The organism is Rhodopirellula europaea 6C (assembly GCF_000338295.1).
GTDB classification, from domain to species: Bacteria; Planctomycetota; Planctomycetia; order Pirellulales; family Pirellulaceae; genus Rhodopirellula; species Rhodopirellula europaea.
The window spans coordinates 78654-98062 of the sequence record NZ_ANMO01000269.1 but is presented as its reverse complement, the minus strand read 5'-3'; the positions used below and the strand labels follow the sequence as shown (position 1 = coordinate 98062).

Genomic DNA, 19409 nt, shown 5'->3' with positions numbered 1-19409 from the left:
TGCGTCGTTAGGAGAACAGCATGACACTCAAGCAGCTCGCGAAAGAAGTCCTCGACTTGATTGATGCGGGTGAGTATCGCGTCGACGACAGGGTCGTCCGCTTTGCCGGGCAACAAGCTCAGGCCGTGCAATCGACTCGGTTGTATCGACCGGACGAAATTGAATCTTTGCAAGCCAAGCCGGCAGAGGCGAGCCAAGTTGTTCGTGTGGTTGATGGAACGACTCAGGTTGTTGCTCAGCAATCGTCCGGTGCAGGCGATACCGCGCTGTTGAACTTCGCTTCCGCTCGCAATCCGGGTGGCGGCTTCCTCAACGGTGCCAAGGCGCAAGAAGAAGATCTGTGTCGATGCAGTGGTTTGTATCCCTGTTTGATCGAGTGCATGGAATACTATGAAGCGAATCGATCGCAATCGTCGCTGCTGTACACCGATCATGCCATCTTCAGCCCCTCGGTTCCTTTCTTCCGAACCAAGGGCACCGGCGAACTGCTCGAGAATCCCTTTTTCGCGTCCGTGATCACGACACCCGCTCCCAACAGCAGACCTTTTTTGCGTGGCAATCCCGATGCGACCGAGGAATTGGAGAGCACCTTTCTGCGAAGGTGGCGGAATGTTCTTCGAATTGCGAAGGATCAGAACGTGCGCTGTCTTCTTTTGGGAGCTTGGGGATGCGGAGCGTTTGGAGGCGACCCAATGATAGCGTCACGCACCGCGAAGTCCGCCATCGAATCGGACGGTGGTGATATCAGCGAGATTGTTTTCGCGATTCCTGGTGCCGGACGGCAAAGCAAAGCGAACTTGGACGCGTTTCGCGAAACGTTCGAATGATGGTCGGAGATGTGATGTGAACTTGGTGTGTGGCTTGTCTATCGTTTGCTCAGGCTGCCTGCGATTCGGTCCCGGTCAATGCGTTTGCCCCGGTGATCAAAATACGTTTCATCGGATTCTCCGTGGAATGATTTTGCTGATGATGAGATGCCTGCTGGGATCAATGTTTGAAAGTGAAACCGCATTGCATGGGCAAAAACATCAAAGAGGAAACTGTACTCAACGAGGGAAGATTGAGACCGACCAAGACTGTGAAAAACTCTGTCTAGCCAATTCAACCTGAGAAGTGTCATTTGTTCTCGATGACGACTTTGCCCATGGCTTTGCCGCTTTCCAGTCTCGCGTAGGCTTCGCCCGCTTCTTCCAAGGAGAAATTGGTTTCATCGAGGATGGGAGTCAGGGCACCCGATTCAGCGATCTCAGTCAGCTTGCGAAGGATGTCGCCGTGATCAGATCGTTTGTGATTGTGCAGCATCGGGATCAGCATGAAGACGACGTGCAAAGACAAGCCTTTGAAGTGAGCTGGCGTGAGGTCCAGTTCGCACAAAGACACCGTCGTCGCGATTTGCCCGTTGAGGGCAGCGGCTTCGAACGAGTTGGTCAGGTTGGCTCCTCCGACGGAATCAAACACCACATCGAATCCGGCTCCATCGGTGTGTTTGGCAACGTATTGCTCGACCGATTCGGTTTTGTAGTTGATGCCCGTCGCACCCAGTTTTTCGATGAGCGCGAGTTGTTTGTCACCGCCGCCGGTGGAATAGACATCCGCTCCAAAGTGCTTGGCCAATTGCAACGCGACATGGCCCACGCCGCCTGATCCTCCATGGACGAGGACCTTCTGGCCCGCTTGAATGCCGGCGCGAACCAGGCCTTCGTATGCGGTGATTGCAACGAGTGGCAACGCCGCGGCTTCTTTCATCGACAGGTTCTTCGCCTTGTGAGCGATCAAGTCGGCATCGGCCACGATGTAATCAGCCAAGGTGCCCGGCAGATCTGCCAGCCCGCCGGCGCAGCCATAGACTTCGTCGCCGACGGAATAGTTCTGCACACCTTCGCCGACAGCTTCGACGGTTCCGGCGAAGTCCATTCCAAGGATGGCGGGTGTGTCAGGCGAGAGAGGAAGGTCCTTTCCCATGTTGCGAATCATCGTGTCGACCGTGTTGACGCTCGAAGCGGCAATCTTGACCAGGACGTGCCCCGGTTTGACTTCGGGTTGATCGACTTCAGATGCCTCGAAGGCTGCGTTTTCACCGTAGTTCTTGATCAGCATGGCTTTCATGATTGGTTTCCTTTGATTCGAGAGTGGATCGGACGCGAAAGAACATTTAGTTGTTTCCGCGGTCGCGTGACTGTTTGTTTGTTAGTACGGTGTGATAATAGGAGTAGATGCCAAACCGGCAAGAACGCACTTTCAAGGCGCATAGGCACACAATGGATACCAATGGAAAAGCACGGCATTCGAGCTATGAACTACCTGCTTGTCCCGTCGAGGCAACGCTGGAACTGATTGGCGGCAAATGGAAGGGCATCGTGCTTTACTATTTGATGGTCGACGGACGCCTCCGATTCAGCGCTCTCAAACGCAAGGTTGGCTGTGTCACGCAGAGAATGCTGACCAAGCAGCTTCGCGAATTGGAGGACAGCGGGTTGGTCAATCGGATCGTCTACGCCGAGGTGCCACCGCGAGTCGAATACGAATTGACGGAAGAGGGCGAGTCGCTCACGCCCGTGCTGCTGACACTGAAAAAGTGGGGCGAAGCTCACGCATTGCAACTGCTGCAGGAACGCGAAAATCGCAAAGCTGTGGAAGCGTCGTGAACGACGTTTTCCCTGGATGCATCTCCATGAGTTTTGTCACGGCATGAACTCAGGTTGAATGCGGGCGATGTTCGTATCTCGACGACGATTCGGTGGCGACCGTAGTGGATGAGTCAACGAATCCTTCCGCTTTCCTGAACACCGCACTCTTCTACCGATCATTCCTAGGACAACAGAGATGGATTTGAAATTGAGCGGCAACACCGCTTTGGTCACGGGTGGCGCCAGCGGGATTGGGTTGGCAACCGCGAGGCTGTTTGCGGAAGAAGGTTGTTCGATTCAACTTTGGGATGTCTCGCCCAAAGTCGAAGATGCTGCGAACGAGTTACGAGAGCTGGGCGTGAAAGTCGGCACGCAGATCGTCGACATTGTCGATGAAGAACAGGTCAAGCAAGCGGTCCGTTCCTGCATGGATGAACACGGACGTCTCGACCATGTGGTGCACTGCGCTGCGATTGGGTCGGGGAAGTTTGGGTTTCCGTTCACCCGTGTTGCCCCGAGTGAATGGAAACGAACTCTGGAGGTCAACGTCATCGGAATGGCCAACGTTGCTGCGGCACTGGCACCGCCGTTAGTTGAGCAAAGATCGGGCACGTTTGTGTTTCTGGCATCCATCGCGGGACAGATGGGATCGCAGACCGATCCGCCCTACAGTGCCAGCAAGGCAGCCAACATCAATTTTGCACAGTGCATGGCCAAAGACTTGGCACCGCACAATGTTCGGGTGAACACGGTTTGCCCCGGGATGGTGAAGACGGCCCTGAACCGTTCGGTTTGGCAGGCTTGGTATGACGGCGCCCCACCACAAGATCGACTTTCCTACGAAGACTGGACGGATCAAAAGATCAAGAACGTGATTCCGCTCGCCCGTTGGCAAACCAGCGAAGACGTTGCCGCGATGATCGTGTTCCTCTCGTCAGAACGAGCCAAAGAAGTGACCGGTCAAACCATCAACGTGGACGGCGGTTGCGTGATGCATTGCTAGCGAAATTGAGCGACGGCCCGCAATCGCCCGAACACGAGAACGTTCAATGTGTTTTACGAAGATGCGATGCCGAGCGATTTGATTCGTGATGCAAGGGTGGTCGGCTTCATGCCGAGAAGAGCGGCGGCACCCGTGTCGCCATACACTTTGCCGCCACACGTTTGCAGTGCTTTGCGGATGTTGTTGGCCTCGAACAAGCGGAGCTCGGCGGCGGTCATGATCTCGTCAGTTTCATTCGACTGAACAAGAGTAGTCTTTTTTGATTCGATGTCGGGTTGCGACGCGAGATTTAGTTTGAGTTTTCCGGGCGGGGACGTGATCAACGCACGCTCGAGCACGTGTTGCAATTCGCGAATGTTGCCGGGCCAGTCATAACGCTGAAGTTCATTGGCGTTGGCTCGTGTGAGTCTCGGTGTCGGCTTGCCAAGTCGTCGGGAAAGAATCGTGAGGAGATGATCGGCCAGCAGTGGGAGATCGCCTTTTCGATTGCGGAGCGGTGGCAAATCGATTGGGAACACACTGAGTCGGTAGTAAAGATCCAGTCGGAATTTGCCGGCTTCTGCTTCAGCCTTTAGATCCCGATTGGTGGCGGCGATGATTCGAACGTCCACTTCGCGAGTCCGTTCTTCGCCGACGCGTTCCAGCTCGCCTTCCTGCAGAACTCGCAGCAGTTTGCTTTGCAGGTCCAGGGGGATCTCGCCAATCTCATCGAGAAACAAGGTGCCGCCATCGGCCAGTTCAAAGCGACCGATGCGGTCTCGCAACGCACCGGTGAAGCTGCCCTTGGTGTGTCCAAAGAACTCGCTTTCGTAAAGCTCACGCGGGATGGCTGCGCAGTTGACTTTGATCAGCGGGTGTTCGCGACGAGAGGAGCGAGCATGGATCTCACGCGCGACCAGTTCCTTGCCAGTGCCACTTTCGCCCATCACCAACACGGTCGAGTCGGTGGGTGCGACCAAACGAATTTGTTGCGTGACGGTTTGCAACGCATCGCTCTGCCCGATCATCTCACCGAATGCTTCCCCACGTAGCTCTTCTTGCAAGTAATCGTTTTCAAGTTCCAAGCGTCCACGAAGGGTTTCGATTTCTTCCCAGGCCCGCGCGTTGGCGATGGCCGAGGCAACGTGATCCGCAATCATTCGCAACCAATCGAAGCAGGCATCACCGATCGTGGTGCGAGCGAAGACGCTGAGTACACCCAGTACCTCGCCGCGGTGAACCAGCGGTTGGCCTCCAAAACCAAGGATGCTTTCTTGCAGGGCCCAATCGCGATGCACCAACCAATCGGGATCGCCATCGATGTTGGGAACTTCCAGCGGAGTCCCGGTAGCGGCGATGCGTCCGACTTTCCGCACGCCCAGTGGGAACCGACGAAAGGAACCATCGATGCGGCTGAGGTCCGTGTTGGGATCCACGACCGACGTTCCCGCACTGGCCACCAAGTGAAGGCATTCGGTTTGGTCGGGGCACTCCGATCGCATCGGGCACGTGGGACAACCTTCGCCCGGTTGGATCAACCAAATGCGGGCCAAGGCCACCGCGTGTGAGCTGGCAAGGTGATCGACGACCAATCGTAAAACGTCGGCGACGCTTCGCTGTTGAGGCATCGCCAACAACAGTTCTTTGTGGTCGCGGATCAGCGGAATTCGTTGCTCAATCATGGGACTCAGAATGCACGAAAATTCGTGGTCTCGCAACGGAAATTCGTGGATCCACGAGATTTCGTGACGCGGTTTTTTTTGGCGTGTGGCTTGTAAGTTGTTTAATGTAAGTGACTTAGGTTTTGTTTGGTTCGGTTGGCACGGTTCGTGCCTAAGGGAGGATCGAAACCGACGATTGTTGTCGGTGCTTTCCAAACCACTCGGATCCTAATGGAGTCCAACCATGTCCCGAATCGAAACTGTGAACCCCGCTGACGCGACCGGCAAAGCCAAAGAGTTGCTCGACGCTGTCCAATCCAAGCTTGGGATGACGCCGAACCTGATGCGTGTGATGGCCAATTCAGCCGCTGTCTTGGATGCGTATTTGAAGTTCAGTGGAGCTCTCGCGGGCGGTGAACTGACCGCCAAAGAACGCGAGCGAATTGCCTTGGCGGTTGGCCAAGCAAACTCGTGTGACTACTGCCTCAGCGCTCACACCGCGCTCGGCAAAATGTCGGGCCTGACCGCGTCTGAGATTCTCGACGCTCGTCGAGGCAAAGCGGATGACGCCAAGGCCGGAGCCATTCTGACGTTTGCAAATCATGTTGTCGCGAAACGCGGGTTGGTGTCCGACACCGATGTCACGACCGCTCGCGAAGCGGGGGTGACGGATGCGGAGATCGCTGAAACGGTTGCCAACGTTTCTCTGAACATCTTGACCAACTACCTCAACCATGTCGCTCAAACCGAAGTGGATTTTCCGGCGGCTGAAAAGTTGTCGGATGATTCGGCAACGGAGTCGTGCGGTTGCCACAGTGAAGCTTGCAGCGTCGCCTAACGCGAAGCGGGATAACCAAGCGTTGCGCTAGACACAATGGAGAACCAACATGGCAAGCCCAACTGACATCCGGCCGCCCTTCACGCGTGAGTCCGCCATGCAAAAAGTGCGTGCGGCGGAAGACGCATGGAACTCGCGGGATCCGCAGCGAGTTTCGCTGGCGTATTCCATCGACAGCGAATGGCGGAACCGGGATGTGTTCCTGCGGGGGCGCGATCAAATCGTTCACTTTTTGTCTGGAAAGTGGACATTGGAAAAGGAGTATCGACTCGCAAAGCAATTGTGGGCGTTCTCTGAAAATCGAATCGCCGTTCGATTCCAGTACGAGTACCAAACCGACGCCGGAAGTTGGTTTCGTGCCTATGGAAATGAGAACTGGGAATTTGATCCCGATGGTTTGATGAGGCGTCGTGAAGCCAGCATCAACGACCATGCGATCGATGTCTCTGAGCGAAAGTTTCATTGGCCCTTGGGCGTCCGACCATCGGACGATCCGGGGTTGGAAGACCTCGTGAAGTGAAGCCGCCAATCACTTGCCCTCGCGTGAACACCGTTTCCGCGAGGGCATTTGGCGAACGAACAGACGATTGAACATCCATCCGACCACTCATCCAATCAACTCGAAATATCGAATCATGAAAATTCAATCACTCACCCATGCGGTCATCGGAATAGCCATCGTCGTGGCTTTTTCCGGCTCGATCGCTACGACCACAACCGCAGAAGACCACTCGCACGTCGTGGCGGATTCACAGGTCATGCATCGCACGATGCGGATCGACGATTTGGAGATCTTTTACCGAGAAGCGGGGCCGAAAGATGCACCCACCGTGTTGCTGTTGCATGGGTTTCCGACCTCGTCTCACATGTTTCGAAACTTGATTCCAGCTTTGGCGGATCGTTATCACGTGGTCGCACCGGACTATCCCGGGTTCGGATACAGTTCGGCTCCGCCGGTCGACGAGTTTGAGTACACGTTCGACAACGTGGCTCGCGTGATTCAAGTTTTCACCGAACGACTGAAGCTGGATCGATACTCGTTGTACGTGATGGACTACGGTGCCCCGGTCGGATTCCGACTAGCGACGGCACATCCAGAACGAGTTCAAACGCTGATCGTTCAGAATGGAAACGCCTATGAAGAAGGCATCGACAACCCGTTTTGGATTCCCGTGAAAGCGTTGTGGAAAGAACGATCATCAGAAAATCGGGAGTCACTTCGTTCAATGTTGACGCTTGATGCGACCAAGTGGCAATTCACCAATGGCGTCCGCAACGTCGCGACGATCAGCCCTGACAACTGGGGACATGTTCAACCATTGCTCGATCGTCCTGGGAACGATGAGATACAACTGGAAATGTTCCACAGCTATGGCAGCAATCCACCGTTGTATCCTCAGTGGCAAGCTTACCTGCGCAAGCATCAACCGCCGACGTTGATCGTATGGGGGAAGAACGACGCGATCTTTCCTGCCGAAGGTGCATACCCCTATCAACGCGATCTGAAGAATGCGGAGCTGCACTTGCTTGATACCGGTCACTTCGCACTGGAAGAAGACGGTGACGTGATCGCGAATCACATGCGGCGTTTTCTGAGGCAGCACGTGCACTAATATTTTGCGACGAGGCTCTTACTGCCAGACTCGCAGGGTGGGACCGGGGATGGATTCATGTCGCGAACTGGCGAAGGCGTGAACCAATCCCCCGCCCATTGTCTCCGGTGTGTCGCGGACGATCACGAGTTCAATGATGTCGCTGCGGTGTTGGTTCACAAGATCGTTGAGCGACGCGGACTCGATGGTGTGAGATTCCGATTGGCTGCCTTTGGGAATCACAAAACGATCCACCAAAGACCAGCCACTGGTTTCGGTTTCCAGATCCAACCAGCGAACGGTGTCGGGTGAGAGCGGTGTTGCTTCGTTCGGGAGGGAGCGTCCGTAGACCGAGAACGTTGAGTCGGGAGTTCGCGATGCGAATCCGATTCCCGAAGGAACCGCGGTTAGCTGCAAAGCGGCTCGCTCGATCGGCTGGTCAGCCAGGCCGCGGAAGTCAAACCGCAGGAGGATCTGGCGATCGAATTCAATCAGTTCATCGGACTTTTTGACGAGCAACAGATCTTCGGGGCCCTTTCGGTTTTCTGGGTCGCGTTGAATCCAGACGTCCCCGCCGTCGCCTTGAGAGGTGAAGATTTGTGTCAGCCGGCGAGCGTCGTTTGTTGAAGGCAGACGGTATTCATTGGGTGACAAGATTTGCTGGGACAACAACCACGCCGATGTTTGTTGGGTCAGGCTTCGCGTTTCGCCTGTTTCCCGAACTTCGAGATCGACGCGTCCATCGAACACCTCGACCACGGAGGCTCCATCGGATTTGACCGACACGCCGAAGCTGGTTCCTTGATCGGTCAGGCGGCCAGTGGGAGTGTCGACCACGAATCCTCGCAAGCCATCGCGGACGGTGACGACTGCGGTTCCACTGGCGAGACGGCAGTGCATTGGATCGAGGATTTGCAGGTCGGCGGGGCCTTCCAGGTCCAATTGGGTTTCGTTGTCAAAACGCAGCGACGCAAATCCGCTGGCCAATCGCAAGTGTCCGACGCCGAGTCGTTGTCCTTCCGCGAGCGGCACGGTCGACGTCTGCCACAAACATTCGACAGTTGTTTCCAGCACCGCAAAGGTTTCGTTGGGATCTGCTGGGTTGGCGTTGCGGTTCCAAAGGGCGGTCGCCACCAGAACGGAAGACGCCAAAGCCATCGCCCAGGTGATGCTTCGCCAGGTTCGGGAACCCTTTGTTTCGCGAGTCACTGGATTCGCGGTTCGTTGTTGTTCGCGAGCCTCGATGCCCAGCAAACACAGTTCGCCATGGATCGCAGCCGCCTCAGCAAATTCGCGGAGTCGTTCGGGGGACGCCTTCGCGATGGATTCAAGTTCGCGAATTTCTTCTTGGGTGGCGCGACCGTCGAGAGCCACGTCTCGCAATTTCAGGAATCGATTTTGGTTGGAGTCGTTCATGACGTCAGGCCTGCCTCCATTTTGCGAGACACGCAATCTCGCAGTGAATCACGAATGCGGCTGAGCATGCGATAGATCGCGTCGAGGGATCGACCGGTTCGAGCGGCGATCGATTCGATTTTGTCGCCGTCGGTGTACCGCTGCTGAATCAGTTGCTGGTGACGATCGGGCAAGGAACGGACGCAGGCGCGCAGCGTTTCCAAGCGTTGGTCGTATCGTTCTGTTTGTGTGTCCAGTTGGGTTGCAACGGCATCAAGAAATTCATTTGAAAACTGCAATCGACTTCGGTGCTGTTTCTGCCGCCACGCTCTCATCTGATTGAATGCAACGCGGCACGACCAAGCCGTGAAGTTGGTTCCCAGTTCGAAGTCATCAAACTTTCGCCACAGTACCAAATCGGTTTCTTGCAGGACTTCTTCGACGTCATTTCGGTCATTCATCAAGCTCATCAGGTAAGCAAAACGATGCCGACGGGTGTGCCCAAGCAGGCGAACGAATTCTTCGGTGCGATCAACGGGGCCGGTGATCGCAGGATCGGAGTCGCGCGTTTCGTGATGTGAATTCATGCCGTTGGTCAATCGCGGTGCGGGCAGTTTCTCGTTATGCATAGGAAGACAGCCTGTTGACGGTCCATTTGGACAAAAACATGGGGGGAAATTCAAAGTCGCTCAAAATTTATGTCCAATTGATTCGTTTGCCGCTATTTCAGGGCAGTGCGGTTATCTTCGAGCCGTCCTCCCACCGAACCTTGTTGAGCTTGATCATGGAAACCTTGCGGCGTCTCATCCCGTGCTTTTTGCTTCTGATGATGGTATCGAATGCCTGTTGGGTCTGTGGTCAGCAACCACCTGCGCGGACCGATCTGTTCATCAGCGGGGTTTACCCGCACCTGACGACGTATGGCATTTACAGCCAGAACGGGGCTCATTTGAAAACGGGCCACAACGAATGTGGGATCGGGGCGATCGTGCCGTGGGCTGGCAAGTTATGGATGGTCAACTATGCACCACACATGCCACGCGGAAGCGAACACAAGCTGTTCTCCATTGATCCCGATTTGACGAAGCCTTTGAATGTGCATCCCGAAAGCGTCGGCGGGACACCTGCGGGACGGATGATCCATGAAGAGTCACAGCAGTTGCTGATTGGCCATCATCTGATCGATGCCAAAGGTAACGTGCGGACGATCTCGCCCACTGAAATGCCGATGCGAGTGACGGCGATCACGCGGCATCTGAATGACCCGGAGAACATGGTGCACTACATCGACATGGAAGGCGCGATTTGGGAAGCCAACGTGCACTCCTTGGAGGTCAATCGATTGTTCAAGAAGCCCGTTCCGGGGTGGCATGGGAAGGGTGGCTACACTTCGCAAGGACGTTTGGTGATTTCCAACAACGGGGAATTGCATGTGGGAAGTTACAAGGATGTCTTGGTGGGTGGCGAAGCCAAGACGGAGGAAGAACGCGGCGTGCTGGCGGAGTGGGATGGTGAGACTTGGAAGATCGTCGAGCGTCGGCAGTACACGGAAGTCACCGGCCCCAATGGGATCACCGGAGGCAGCGATGGGGACGATCCGATTTGGACGATGGGATGGGATCGGCGAACCGTTCGGCTGAAGGTGTTGGAAGACGGCAAGTGGCACACGTATTTGCTCCCCAAGGCAGCTTATTGCAACGACGCCAGTCACGGTTGGTACACCGAATGGCCGCGAATTCGTGAGTTCACGGACGGACGATGGATGATGGACATGCATGGCATGTTCTTTGATTTTCCCAAGACGTTTTCGGTGAAGCAGTCCAAGGGAATTCGGCCAATTGGCAGTCACCTCCGCTACGTTCCGGACTTCTGTGCTTGGAACGATCAGTTGGTGCTGGCAACGGATGAGACCAGTGTTCAAGGCAATCCTTTGGCGGGCCAACCGCAGAGCAATCTGTGGTTTGGTGACTACCAAGATTTGAAGACTTGGGGACCGGCATCCGCTTATGGTGGGCCGTGGATTGATGATGAAGTGAAGGCCAACGAATGGTCCGATCCGTTTCTCGTCGATGGTTTCCAATCGCGAACCTTGTACTTGGCCGTTGGCCGGTTGAAATCGAAGCCAGTGGTCACACTGCGAGCGACTGACCAACAAGAAATCACATCGATGCCGGAGGAGTTGAGTGCGCTTCCGACCGTGACGGTACGACGTGGCAACTGGACTCGGCCGGCACCGGGCTATGCCTTCCAAGTCGATCAGCCTGTCACGGTTTACTTGGCCGTGGATCATCGAGGTGACCCGCCCATGTCGCCGGACTGGCAGTTGACTCAGATGGAAGTTCGGTGGGGCAATGGACACCACGATCGGGTTTACATGCGTTCCTTCCCGGCAGGGAAAATTTCGATTCCCGCTAATGAAACCGAGCACACGCCTGGATCATTTGGCATGCCGCACACCGCGTTCGTTGATGGCAACGCAGCCGTGAAGATGATTCGTGGTGAGGGAGCGACGTTGAACAAATCGAAGGCTTCGCAGCAATCCAAAAACATCGCGGTGCCTGAGGATGCTTCCGTTCAGGTCACGATGCAAATTGACCCCAATGGAACGAACGAGTGGATTGACTTTCGTCAGGTTTCGGTGGCCGGTGAAAACTCGGTTGTCGAGATGCTTCCCGAAGAGATGGACGCCGTTTGGGTGCGGTTCAAAACGGATCACGATTGCGTGGCGACTGCGTTCTTGCATCAAACATCCGCTTATCCAAATCAGCAGCGTCATGACGAGCTGTTCGCTAGCTTGGCGAACGTGGATGATTCACAAGCCACCAATGCATTGGTCTACCCGGCTAAACGCAGTCGTGACTTGCGGCTGCTGACTGATGATGGAAAGGCATTTGAATTCACAAAGAGCGACTTCCAGTTTGTGTCAGACGAATTTGATTCGGGGTTGGCGGAGAAGCTGCAAGTGGAACCGGAGTTCACGGTGGATGAAGCCTCCGTCATTATTCGGTATCAGGGAAAACGTTATCGACTGCCCAAGGGTGATGCGATCTATGACAAACCCTTTGAGTCGGGTTGGCCTCGAGCGTTGCGAGAAGTCGAATCAGAACGCACGATCGCGAATATTCATGGGACGTTTTATGAGGTCCCGTTGGTGATCAACGGTGCCCCACCGGCTTGGAATTTGATTCGCCCGGTGTCGAGCCATGGGAAACGTATCTCGGACTATTGTTCGTGGAACGGATTGTTGGTGCTGGCTGGTGTCAAACAAGACGCGGCAGCGAGCGAGCATGTGTTTCGGGATTCGGCGTCAGGAATGGGACTTTGGTTCGGTGGAGTGGATGACCTTTGGAAGTTTGGTAAACCAGTCGGCCGCGGGGGACTCTGGAAAGATTCCGTCGTTCGAGCGGGAAAACCGTCGGACGCATATCTGATGCGGGGATACGACAAGAAAGTGGTGACACTGTCGCACACGCACTCGAATCCGGTAGCGATGACCTTGGAAGTTGATTTGGACGGCGAAGGGCGGTGGATTCCGATCAAGAAGCTGATTGTTCCCGCGGACAGCACGATCCGACACGAGTTCCCGCTTGGTTTTTCTGCTTGCTGGGCGCGTGTCGTTAGCGATTCTGACACGACCGCAACGGCCCTGTTCGACTATCAATGAGCGGCGATTCTGGGGCGTGAAACCGCCGGCAAAAGCGATCACGCGAGAACTTGCTGCACTTTTTGTGTTGACGACCATGGGAATGACCGATATCGTTAATCGTAGATTGGCGATATTGAAGGGGTTTGAGCCTTCACGTTTGTTCATTCGCCCTTCTATTTTACTTGTTTGTATCGTCTAGCGGCGATTGGCGATCTGGAAAGGAAGTAGCAATGAGTCACGTTCAGATTTATGACCGGGCAATGTGTTGCAGCACCGGTGTTTGCGGGCCTCAGGTGGATGAAACGTTGCCACGGTTCGCAGCCGATTTGGATTGGCTGAAACAACAAGGTCACCGCGTTGAGCGATTCAATTTGGCTCAGGAACCAGCCGAGTTTGCTGGCAACGCGACCGTCCAGCAGATGCTGAACGAAGACGGCGTCGAGTGCTTGCCGTTGGTTATGGTCGATGGCCGAATCGTTAGTCGCAGTGACTATCCCTCGCGAGAAAACCTGGCGTTGTGGACGGAAACGAAGACGCAAGTGAAACCCATGTTGCCGACGGCAGATGGAGGATGCTGCGGCGGTTCGGGCTGCTGCTGATCTCAACTGGCGGTTTATCGAACCGATGGCCGATCGAATCTTTCTCTTACGTGTCCACTGTTATGCACTACCTCGAATCACCGACTCGCAATTTGTTCTTCACGGGCAAAGGTGGCGTTGGCAAAACGTCCATGGCCTGTGCCACCGCGGTGCGTTTGGCGGATCGAGGCCGACGCGTTCTGCTCGTATCAACCGATCCCGCGTCGAACTTGGACGAAGTCCTGGGCGTGACACTCAGTAACAAGCCGACGTCCGTTCCGGCGGTGGACAACCTTTCGGCGATGAACATTGATCCGGAGCAGGCGGCAGCGGAATATCGCGAGCGAATGGTGGGACCGTATCGTGGCGTTTTGCCGGAGGCTGCCGTGCAAAGCATGGAAGAACAGTTCTCGGGATCGTGCACGGTGGAGATTGCTGCTTTCGATGAATTCGCCAGACTGTTGGGCGATGAGAGCGCGACCGCAGACTTTGATCACATCGTCTTCGACACCGCGCCGACCGGGCACACATTGCGGTTGTTGACGTTGCCATCGGCTTGGTCGGGATTCATGGATGACAACACATCAGGAACCTCGTGTTTGGGGCCACTGGCGGGTTTGCAAAAACAGCAAGCTATTTACCAATCAACAGTGAAGTCCCTTAGCGATGCGTCTCGTACAACGCTGGTGTTGGTGACGCGCCCGGAAGCTTCCACGCTTCGTGAGGCGGATCGAACCAGCGGCGAACTGAGGGAACTCGGCGTTGAGAACCAAGCCTTAATCATCAACGGAAACTTCGAGGCGCAAGGTGAGTTGGATCCGATCGCCAATGCGATGGAGCAACGCTGTAAAGAGGCTTTAGCGGCAATACCCAGCGGGCTCGCTCAACTGCAACGCACGATTGTTCCTTTGGCACCTCATGGGTTGGTCGGCATCGATTCTATTCGTCAGCTTGGGAGTGACGAACCGAACGTGGAGAAGGCCACGAACGAGATTGCCAGTGAGGAACGCGTTTCGATCTTGGAGGCTTTGCCCGCACCCGCGTTGATCGACCAGTTAGCGGCTCAGCAACACGGTGTGATCATGACGATGGGCAAAGGTGGTGTTGGCAAGACAACCATCGCCGCCGCCGTTGCCGTGGCGCTTGCTGAACGAGGATTGAAGGTTCATTTGTCGACCACTGACCCAGCCGCGCACGTGAGTGCGACCATGGCCGCCGATGAGTTGAGCGGTTTGACGATCAGTCGGATTGATCCTTCCGAAGTGACTGAGGCTTATCGACAAGAGGTCTTGCAGACCGCGGGAGATGGTTTGGATGAACAAGGACGAGCCTTGTTGGAAGAGGACCTTCGTTCTCCCTGCACCGAGGAAATCGCCGTGTTTCGAGCCTTTGCCGATGCGGTGGCGGAAGGCGAAGATGGCTTTGTCGTTCTAGACACCGCGCCCACCGGACACACGATTCTTCTGTTGGATTCGGCACTCGCTTATCACCGCGAAGTTTCGCGGCAGACCAACGAGGTGCCGGAAAGCGTTCGGGAACTTTTGCCGCGTTTGCGAGATCCAGACTTCACGCGAGTGTTGGTGGTAACGTTGCCTGAGTCGACTCCGGTTCATGAAGCTCAGCGGTTGCAACAAGACCTGCGGCGAGCTGAGATCGAGCCGTTTGCATGGGTGGTCAATCAATCGCTTAGTCCGCTGGTTGTCAAAGATCCGATTCTGGTTGGGCGTCAACAAAGTGAAGGACCCTACTTGCGTGAGGTTTTTGATCAACACGCGAAACAAGTGGTGGTCATTCCTTGGCAAATAGACCCGCCTATCGGAATCGAAGGTTTGCGGGAGTTGATCGCGGACAAGGCTTCTTGCTAAGACAGGGCATTGTTTGACGAGACAATTCGGGCAAGGCATTCCGGCAGGCGGCAAATCGTATGAGCAGTGACGAGCTGGATCAAAACGGATTCCAGATTCTTCGCGACGCGGTGCCGAGGTCGGTGGTCGAGCATCTGCTGGATGTTTGCACGCGGACTTTGGTGCAGGAGTCTGACTCCGTTCGGGCTCGGTCCAGTCGCGGTCATGTTTACGCGGCTCGCAATTTGATCGGCAGCATTCCTGAGGTGACAACGGTTTGGCAATGTGAACCGTTGATTGGCTTCTTGAGAAAGCAACTCGGTGATGAGCTGGGATTGGTGCGAGCTTTGTTTTTTGACAAGCCGCCCGATCGGACTTGGGCGTTGCCTTGGCACAAGGACACATCCGTCGCGGTTGAAGACAACTCGGTGAGTTCTGCTTGTTTCTCACGGCCGACGGTCAAGGCGGGAGTCCCTCACTTCATCGCGGCCGACGACGTGTTGCGACGGATGCTGACGCTTCGAATTCATCTGGACGAAGTGACCGATGAGAATGGTCCACTGCGAGTGATTCCTGGTTCGCATCATTCAAGTGACAGCGACGGGGAAGACGTCGGCGCGGCCGTTTCCATTTTCGCGGAGGCGGGTGATGTGTTGGCGATGAGACCTTTGCTCAGCCATTGCAGCGGTTCGTCTGATCCCGGCACTTGGCGGCACCGGCGAATTCTGCACTTGGAATTTGCCGAATCCATGGTCCTACCGGACGGAGTGACGTGGCACGACTTTGTTGTTCCGACGTTTGCAAGCGGTTGAGAGAACCCCCTCCATCGCCTCGTCCTGTACGGCCTGGTTCGACCTCCCCCAAAAATTCGTTTTTGGAGAGGTGCTGCATACGAGAACAATGCCAAAACTGGCGTTGCAAACTGCACGATCTCGTTTCAGCGGAGAGGGTGCGAAGCAGCGAGAAACGAATGGACCCGACACGCCTTCTTAGTTCACGGGATCGGCTTCTTCAAAGTAGAAGTCGTACCACGCTTGCTCTCGCATCTTCTTTCCTTGCGGCATGCCTTTGGGCGTTAGTTCCGATGTCCAGGCCGCCAAGTTGGCGTGGAGTTTGTCAGCGAGTTCTGGATAGTCCTCCGCTAGGTTGCGATTTTCGTGTTGATCGCTTTCGAGGTCAAACAGGAATCGACGACCATCGCCGACGAAGATGTACTTCCATTTGCCACGGCGAATGGCGGCTTGATCCCAGAATCGGAAGTAAAGCGTTCGCGTGGACGGATTTTGGATGTCGTTCAATCGTGGGATCAAGTCGATGCCGTCCAACGCTGCCTCACCGGAAGGAAGTTCTCCGCCGGCAAGTTTCAAAACACTTGGTGCGATATCCAACGTACTGACTGGCCAGTCGTAGGTGATCCCGCTGGGCAATTGAGTGGGAAGGCTCCAAATCATCGGCACGCGGATACCGCCTTCGGAAAGCATTCCTTTCTCGCCGACCCAAGGATCGTTGAGTGATCCGTCCCAGCCACCGGCGTCACCATTGATGGACGAGTCTGGCTTGGTCATCTTCAGCGGGGCACCGTTGTCGCTGGTCATGACGATCAATGTGTTGTCGAGCAATCCATCGGCTTTCAACTGGTCGACAATTTGTCCCACTCCATCGTCAATCGCTGACAGCATTGCCAACGCGTAGCGTCTTCGCTCAGGCATCGGTCCAGGAAAACGATCGAGGTATTTCTGCGTTGCTTCCAGCGGCGTGTGCGGACCGTAGTAGTTCAGTTGCAAGTAGAACGGCTGGTCATGATTGCGTTGAATGAAGTTGACTGCCGCGTTGGTTTGGATGTCAATGCGAAAACGTTTGTCGTGAATTTGTTTCATCTGTGGAAGCAGATCACCTGAGGCGAGATCGAAGTTGGTGCGATAGTTCGTCATCGCTCCCCAGTAGTATTCGTCGAAACCTTGCTGTGCCGGAGAATAGGGCTGGATCTTGATCCATGGAATCCGGACTTGGCGTCTGGGTTTACCCGCCATCGCCGGTAATTCACGGTGCATCCAATCGATGCAAGTGACGTTGGGTTCCAAGTGCCATTTGCCGACGAAGCCGGTTTTGTAGCCTTGAGGTTGCAAGTGTTCGGCGATGGTCGCCGCATCGGTCGGCAACGGCATATCCGGGATGGTGTCGATGCCAAAACGTTGTTGGTATCGGCCCGTGATCAATCCGGCTCGGGAAGGGCTGCACTGGGGAGAAGTCACGTAAGCGTTGGTGCAGCGAACGCCACGTGCTGCCAAACCATCAATGTGTGGTGTTCGAATGTCATCGACTTCGTTTTGACAACTCAGGTCAGCCCAGCCTTGATCGTCGGTGAGGATGATGACGACATTGGGTTTGCTGGCGGGAATGACCGCTTGAGCCGTCCGGTCACCAATTCGGAAGTAACCGAGTTGTTTGTCTCCATCGGCTTCTTTCACCATCCAAACGGCACCCGGGCGAGTCGATTGGGTTTTGGTTTGGCCGGGCTGGATCAATCCATAAGACCTTGGTTTTGCTTTGGCATCGATCCAGCACAATTCCACTTGATCGCGTTGTTGGTTGATGAAGTGCACCGGGAACTGGTTGCCATCGGGCTTGGACGCGGGAACGCCTTCCTCAGGGATCGTGCGAAAGGTCAGTTTCGCGAGTGACTTCACCGACGGTTCGATACGCTTGGCGAAATTAGTCGGTGATGCCGAACGGAACTGAGCGAGATGTTCAGCCGCATCCGGTGTTGTCGCCAAGTTGTTCCACTCGTATGGATCGGCTTGGATGTTGTAGAGCTCTTCGCTTCCGTCTTGGTAGTGAATGTAACGATGAGTTCGACCGCTAACGGCATAGGCACCGGGTTGAGACAAGTAGGTGACCGAGTTGTGTTTCCAAGTGACCGTGTTTGGTTCCTTTAGCAGCGGCAGGAGACTCGGCCCATCGTTGACGGGATTGGGTGGCAATTGGCAAAGGTCGAGCAAAGTCGGAAAGAGACTGAGCAGATTCACCGGGGCATCACATCGGACTCCAATTGGAGTGCCGTTTGGGAGCGATGGACTGGGAGTTTTCGGAACGCGAATCATCAAGGGGATGCGGGTGACACCTCGCCACGGTGTGTACTTTTGCCAATGCTCTTTTTCACCCAATTGCCAACCGTGATCTGACCAAAGCACAACGATGGTGTTGTCTGCATTCGGTCCTGACTCCAACGCATCCAACACGCGACCGAGCATCGCATCGGCAAAATGGATGGAAGCGAGATAGCCTTGGATGCCTTGTTTCCACTGGTCCTGCTTTTGGATGTGGGCGAAGTAACGGTTGCGTGCCGCTCGCTGTCCAATCGAAGGCACATCGTCCAAGTCATTCTCGAGGTATCCCGGCGGGAGTTGAATCGAATCGAGAGGAAATGGCTCGAAGTACTTCTTGGGGACGAACCAAGGTTCATGCGGGCGATAGATTCCGCAACCGAGAAAGAATGGTTGCTCATGCTTTTGTTGAAGTTGTTCGCCGATCCACTGGCTGACCGCCCAGTCGCCACCGAACTCTTCATCCGTCACGTCGAGTGCGGCCCAGTCCGTTTCGACGTATTGCCACGGTCCGCCGCGTTCTAAACTGACGGGACGCTGCGATGGATAGAATGTTTGCGGAAAAGGATTCTCGGATTCCGCTTTTGGGAAGTACTCATCCCAGGACGCGGCGTCGATGAAGTAGTGCAGCAGTTTGCCTGACCCCGAAGCGTGGTAGCCATGGTTCCTCATGTATTGAGGCAAGATGACCTCGTCCGGCATGACTTCACGCATTTGTTGCCGATTGTCATACAGGCCCGATCGATTGGGGGCTCTTCCGGTGAAGACAGCCGACCGGCACGGGTTGCAGGCGGGTGCGGGGCAATGAGCGTTGGTGAAGAGAACACCGCTGGCGGCCAATCGGTCCAGATTAGGTGTGATGGTTTGCGGATGGCCGCCCAGGCAACCGATCCAGTCATTCAGGTCGTCCATCGCGATGAACAGGACGTTCGGCTTGGATGGTGCCGGCGGTGTGTCCGCGAAAGTGGACGGCGCGGCCAGCAAAATCCAAATCATCGAAGCGAGCAAAGGGCGATGCATCATCGCGAATCTTTCGGGCGCGAGAAAACGGGCGTGCGTGAATGCTGAGAACCGGTCGTAAGTCGTTCATCACGACAGAATGAACGTTGGTGATCAGCGAAGGGGATCTGGGGGAATCCGGT

Annotated in this window: 15 protein-coding genes; 10 read left to right on the top strand and 5 right to left on the bottom strand. The window is 55.3% G+C overall.

The features are described from left to right. Positions 1-20 precede the first annotated feature (20 nt). Positions 21-827 (top strand): TIGR02452 family protein, encoded by an 807-nt coding sequence (locus RE6C_RS28625; protein WP_008662420.1) that lies wholly within the window; start codon positions 21-23, stop codon positions 825-827. A gap of 289 nt (positions 828-1116) precedes the next feature. Here the strand turns inward: RE6C_RS28625 and RE6C_RS28620 are convergent, their stop codons facing one another. After that, positions 1117-2106 carry a zinc-dependent alcohol dehydrogenase family protein gene (locus RE6C_RS28620; protein ID WP_008662417.1) on the bottom strand — a complete coding sequence of 330 codons (990 nt, stop codon included), beginning with the start codon at positions 2104-2106 and terminating at the stop codon, positions 1117-1119. Between the two features lie 152 nt (positions 2107-2258). On the opposite strand from RE6C_RS28620, the gene RE6C_RS28615 reads away from it, so the two are divergent. Together RE6C_RS28615 and RE6C_RS28610 are read left to right on the top strand one after the other, a co-directional pair. Continuing rightward, a complete protein-coding gene (locus RE6C_RS28615; protein ID WP_008662416.1) occupies positions 2259-2645 on the top strand; it encodes a winged helix-turn-helix transcriptional regulator in 387 nt (128 codons plus the stop codon). Between the two features lie 178 nt (positions 2646-2823). Beyond that, positions 2824-3630 carry an SDR family NAD(P)-dependent oxidoreductase gene (locus RE6C_RS28610; RefSeq protein WP_008662414.1) on the top strand — a complete coding sequence of 269 codons (807 nt, stop codon included), beginning with the start codon at positions 2824-2826 and terminating at the stop codon, positions 3628-3630. A gap of 53 nt (positions 3631-3683) precedes the next feature. On the opposite strand, the gene RE6C_RS28605 is transcribed toward RE6C_RS28610, so the two are convergent. Further along, on the bottom strand, positions 3684-5291 hold the full coding sequence (locus RE6C_RS28605) for a sigma-54-dependent Fis family transcriptional regulator (RefSeq protein WP_008662413.1): 1608 nt from the start codon (positions 5289-5291) through the stop codon (positions 3684-3686). 223 nt (positions 5292-5514) lie between these two features. On the opposite strand from RE6C_RS28605, the gene RE6C_RS28600 reads away from it, so the two are divergent. The 3 genes from RE6C_RS28600 to RE6C_RS28590 all read left to right on the top strand — a co-directional run bounded on the left by RE6C_RS28600 (position 5515) and on the right by RE6C_RS28590 (position 7721). Continuing rightward, positions 5515-6108: a carboxymuconolactone decarboxylase family protein gene (locus RE6C_RS28600; RefSeq protein WP_039963756.1), complete on the top strand. Its 594-nt coding sequence runs from the start codon at positions 5515-5517 to the stop codon at positions 6106-6108. Between the two features lie 49 nt (positions 6109-6157). Further along, entirely contained in the window at positions 6158-6628 is a 471-nt protein-coding gene (locus RE6C_RS28595) for a nuclear transport factor 2 family protein (protein WP_039963754.1), read from the top strand. 115 nt (positions 6629-6743) lie between these two features. After that, positions 6744-7721 carry an alpha/beta fold hydrolase gene (locus RE6C_RS28590; protein WP_039963769.1) on the top strand — a complete coding sequence of 326 codons (978 nt, stop codon included), beginning with the start codon at positions 6744-6746 and terminating at the stop codon, positions 7719-7721. An 18-nt stretch (positions 7722-7739) separates the two neighbouring features. Here the strand turns inward: RE6C_RS28590 and RE6C_RS28585 are convergent, their stop codons facing one another. Further along, the gene (locus tag RE6C_RS28585) at positions 7740-9116 is read right to left on the bottom strand and encodes a FecR domain-containing protein (protein ID WP_008662408.1); all 1377 of its coding nucleotides are present in this window, start codon (positions 9114-9116) and stop codon (positions 7740-7742) included. Further along, complete coding sequence (locus RE6C_RS28580; RefSeq protein ID WP_008662407.1) at positions 9113-9724, bottom strand: sigma-70 family RNA polymerase sigma factor; 612 nt, start codon at positions 9722-9724, stop codon at positions 9113-9115. The genes RE6C_RS28585 and RE6C_RS28580 overlap by 4 nt, the downstream gene beginning before the upstream one ends. A 194-nt stretch (positions 9725-9918) precedes the next feature. Here RE6C_RS28580 and RE6C_RS28575 point away from each other — a divergent pair, with 194 nt between their 5' ends. The 4 genes from RE6C_RS28575 to RE6C_RS28555 all read left to right on the top strand — a co-directional run bounded on the left by RE6C_RS28575 (position 9919) and on the right by RE6C_RS28555 (position 15975). Continuing rightward, positions 9919-12759, top strand: coding sequence for a hypothetical protein (locus RE6C_RS28575; RefSeq protein ID WP_039963764.1), 2841 nt, complete (start codon positions 9919-9921; stop codon positions 12757-12759). Positions 12760-12971: 212 nt separating this feature from the next. Further along, positions 12972-13340, top strand: coding sequence for an arsenite efflux transporter metallochaperone ArsD (gene arsD, locus RE6C_RS28565; protein WP_039963752.1), 369 nt, complete (start codon positions 12972-12974; stop codon positions 13338-13340). A 62-nt stretch (positions 13341-13402) separates the two neighbouring features. Then, entirely contained in the window at positions 13403-15184 is a 1782-nt protein-coding gene (gene arsA / locus RE6C_RS28560; RefSeq protein WP_008662404.1) for an arsenical pump-driving ATPase, read from the top strand. A 59-nt stretch (positions 15185-15243) separates the two neighbouring features. Beyond that, the gene (locus tag RE6C_RS28555) at positions 15244-15975 is read left to right on the top strand and encodes a phytanoyl-CoA dioxygenase family protein (RefSeq protein WP_008662403.1); all 732 of its coding nucleotides are present in this window, start codon (positions 15244-15246) and stop codon (positions 15973-15975) included. A 177-nt stretch (positions 15976-16152) separates the two neighbouring features. On the opposite strand, the gene RE6C_RS28550 is transcribed toward RE6C_RS28555, so the two are convergent. Further along, complete coding sequence (locus tag RE6C_RS28550; protein ID WP_081605787.1) at positions 16153-19290, bottom strand: sulfatase-like hydrolase/transferase; 3138 nt, start codon at positions 19288-19290, stop codon at positions 16153-16155. Between the last annotated feature and the right edge of the window lie 119 nt (positions 19291-19409).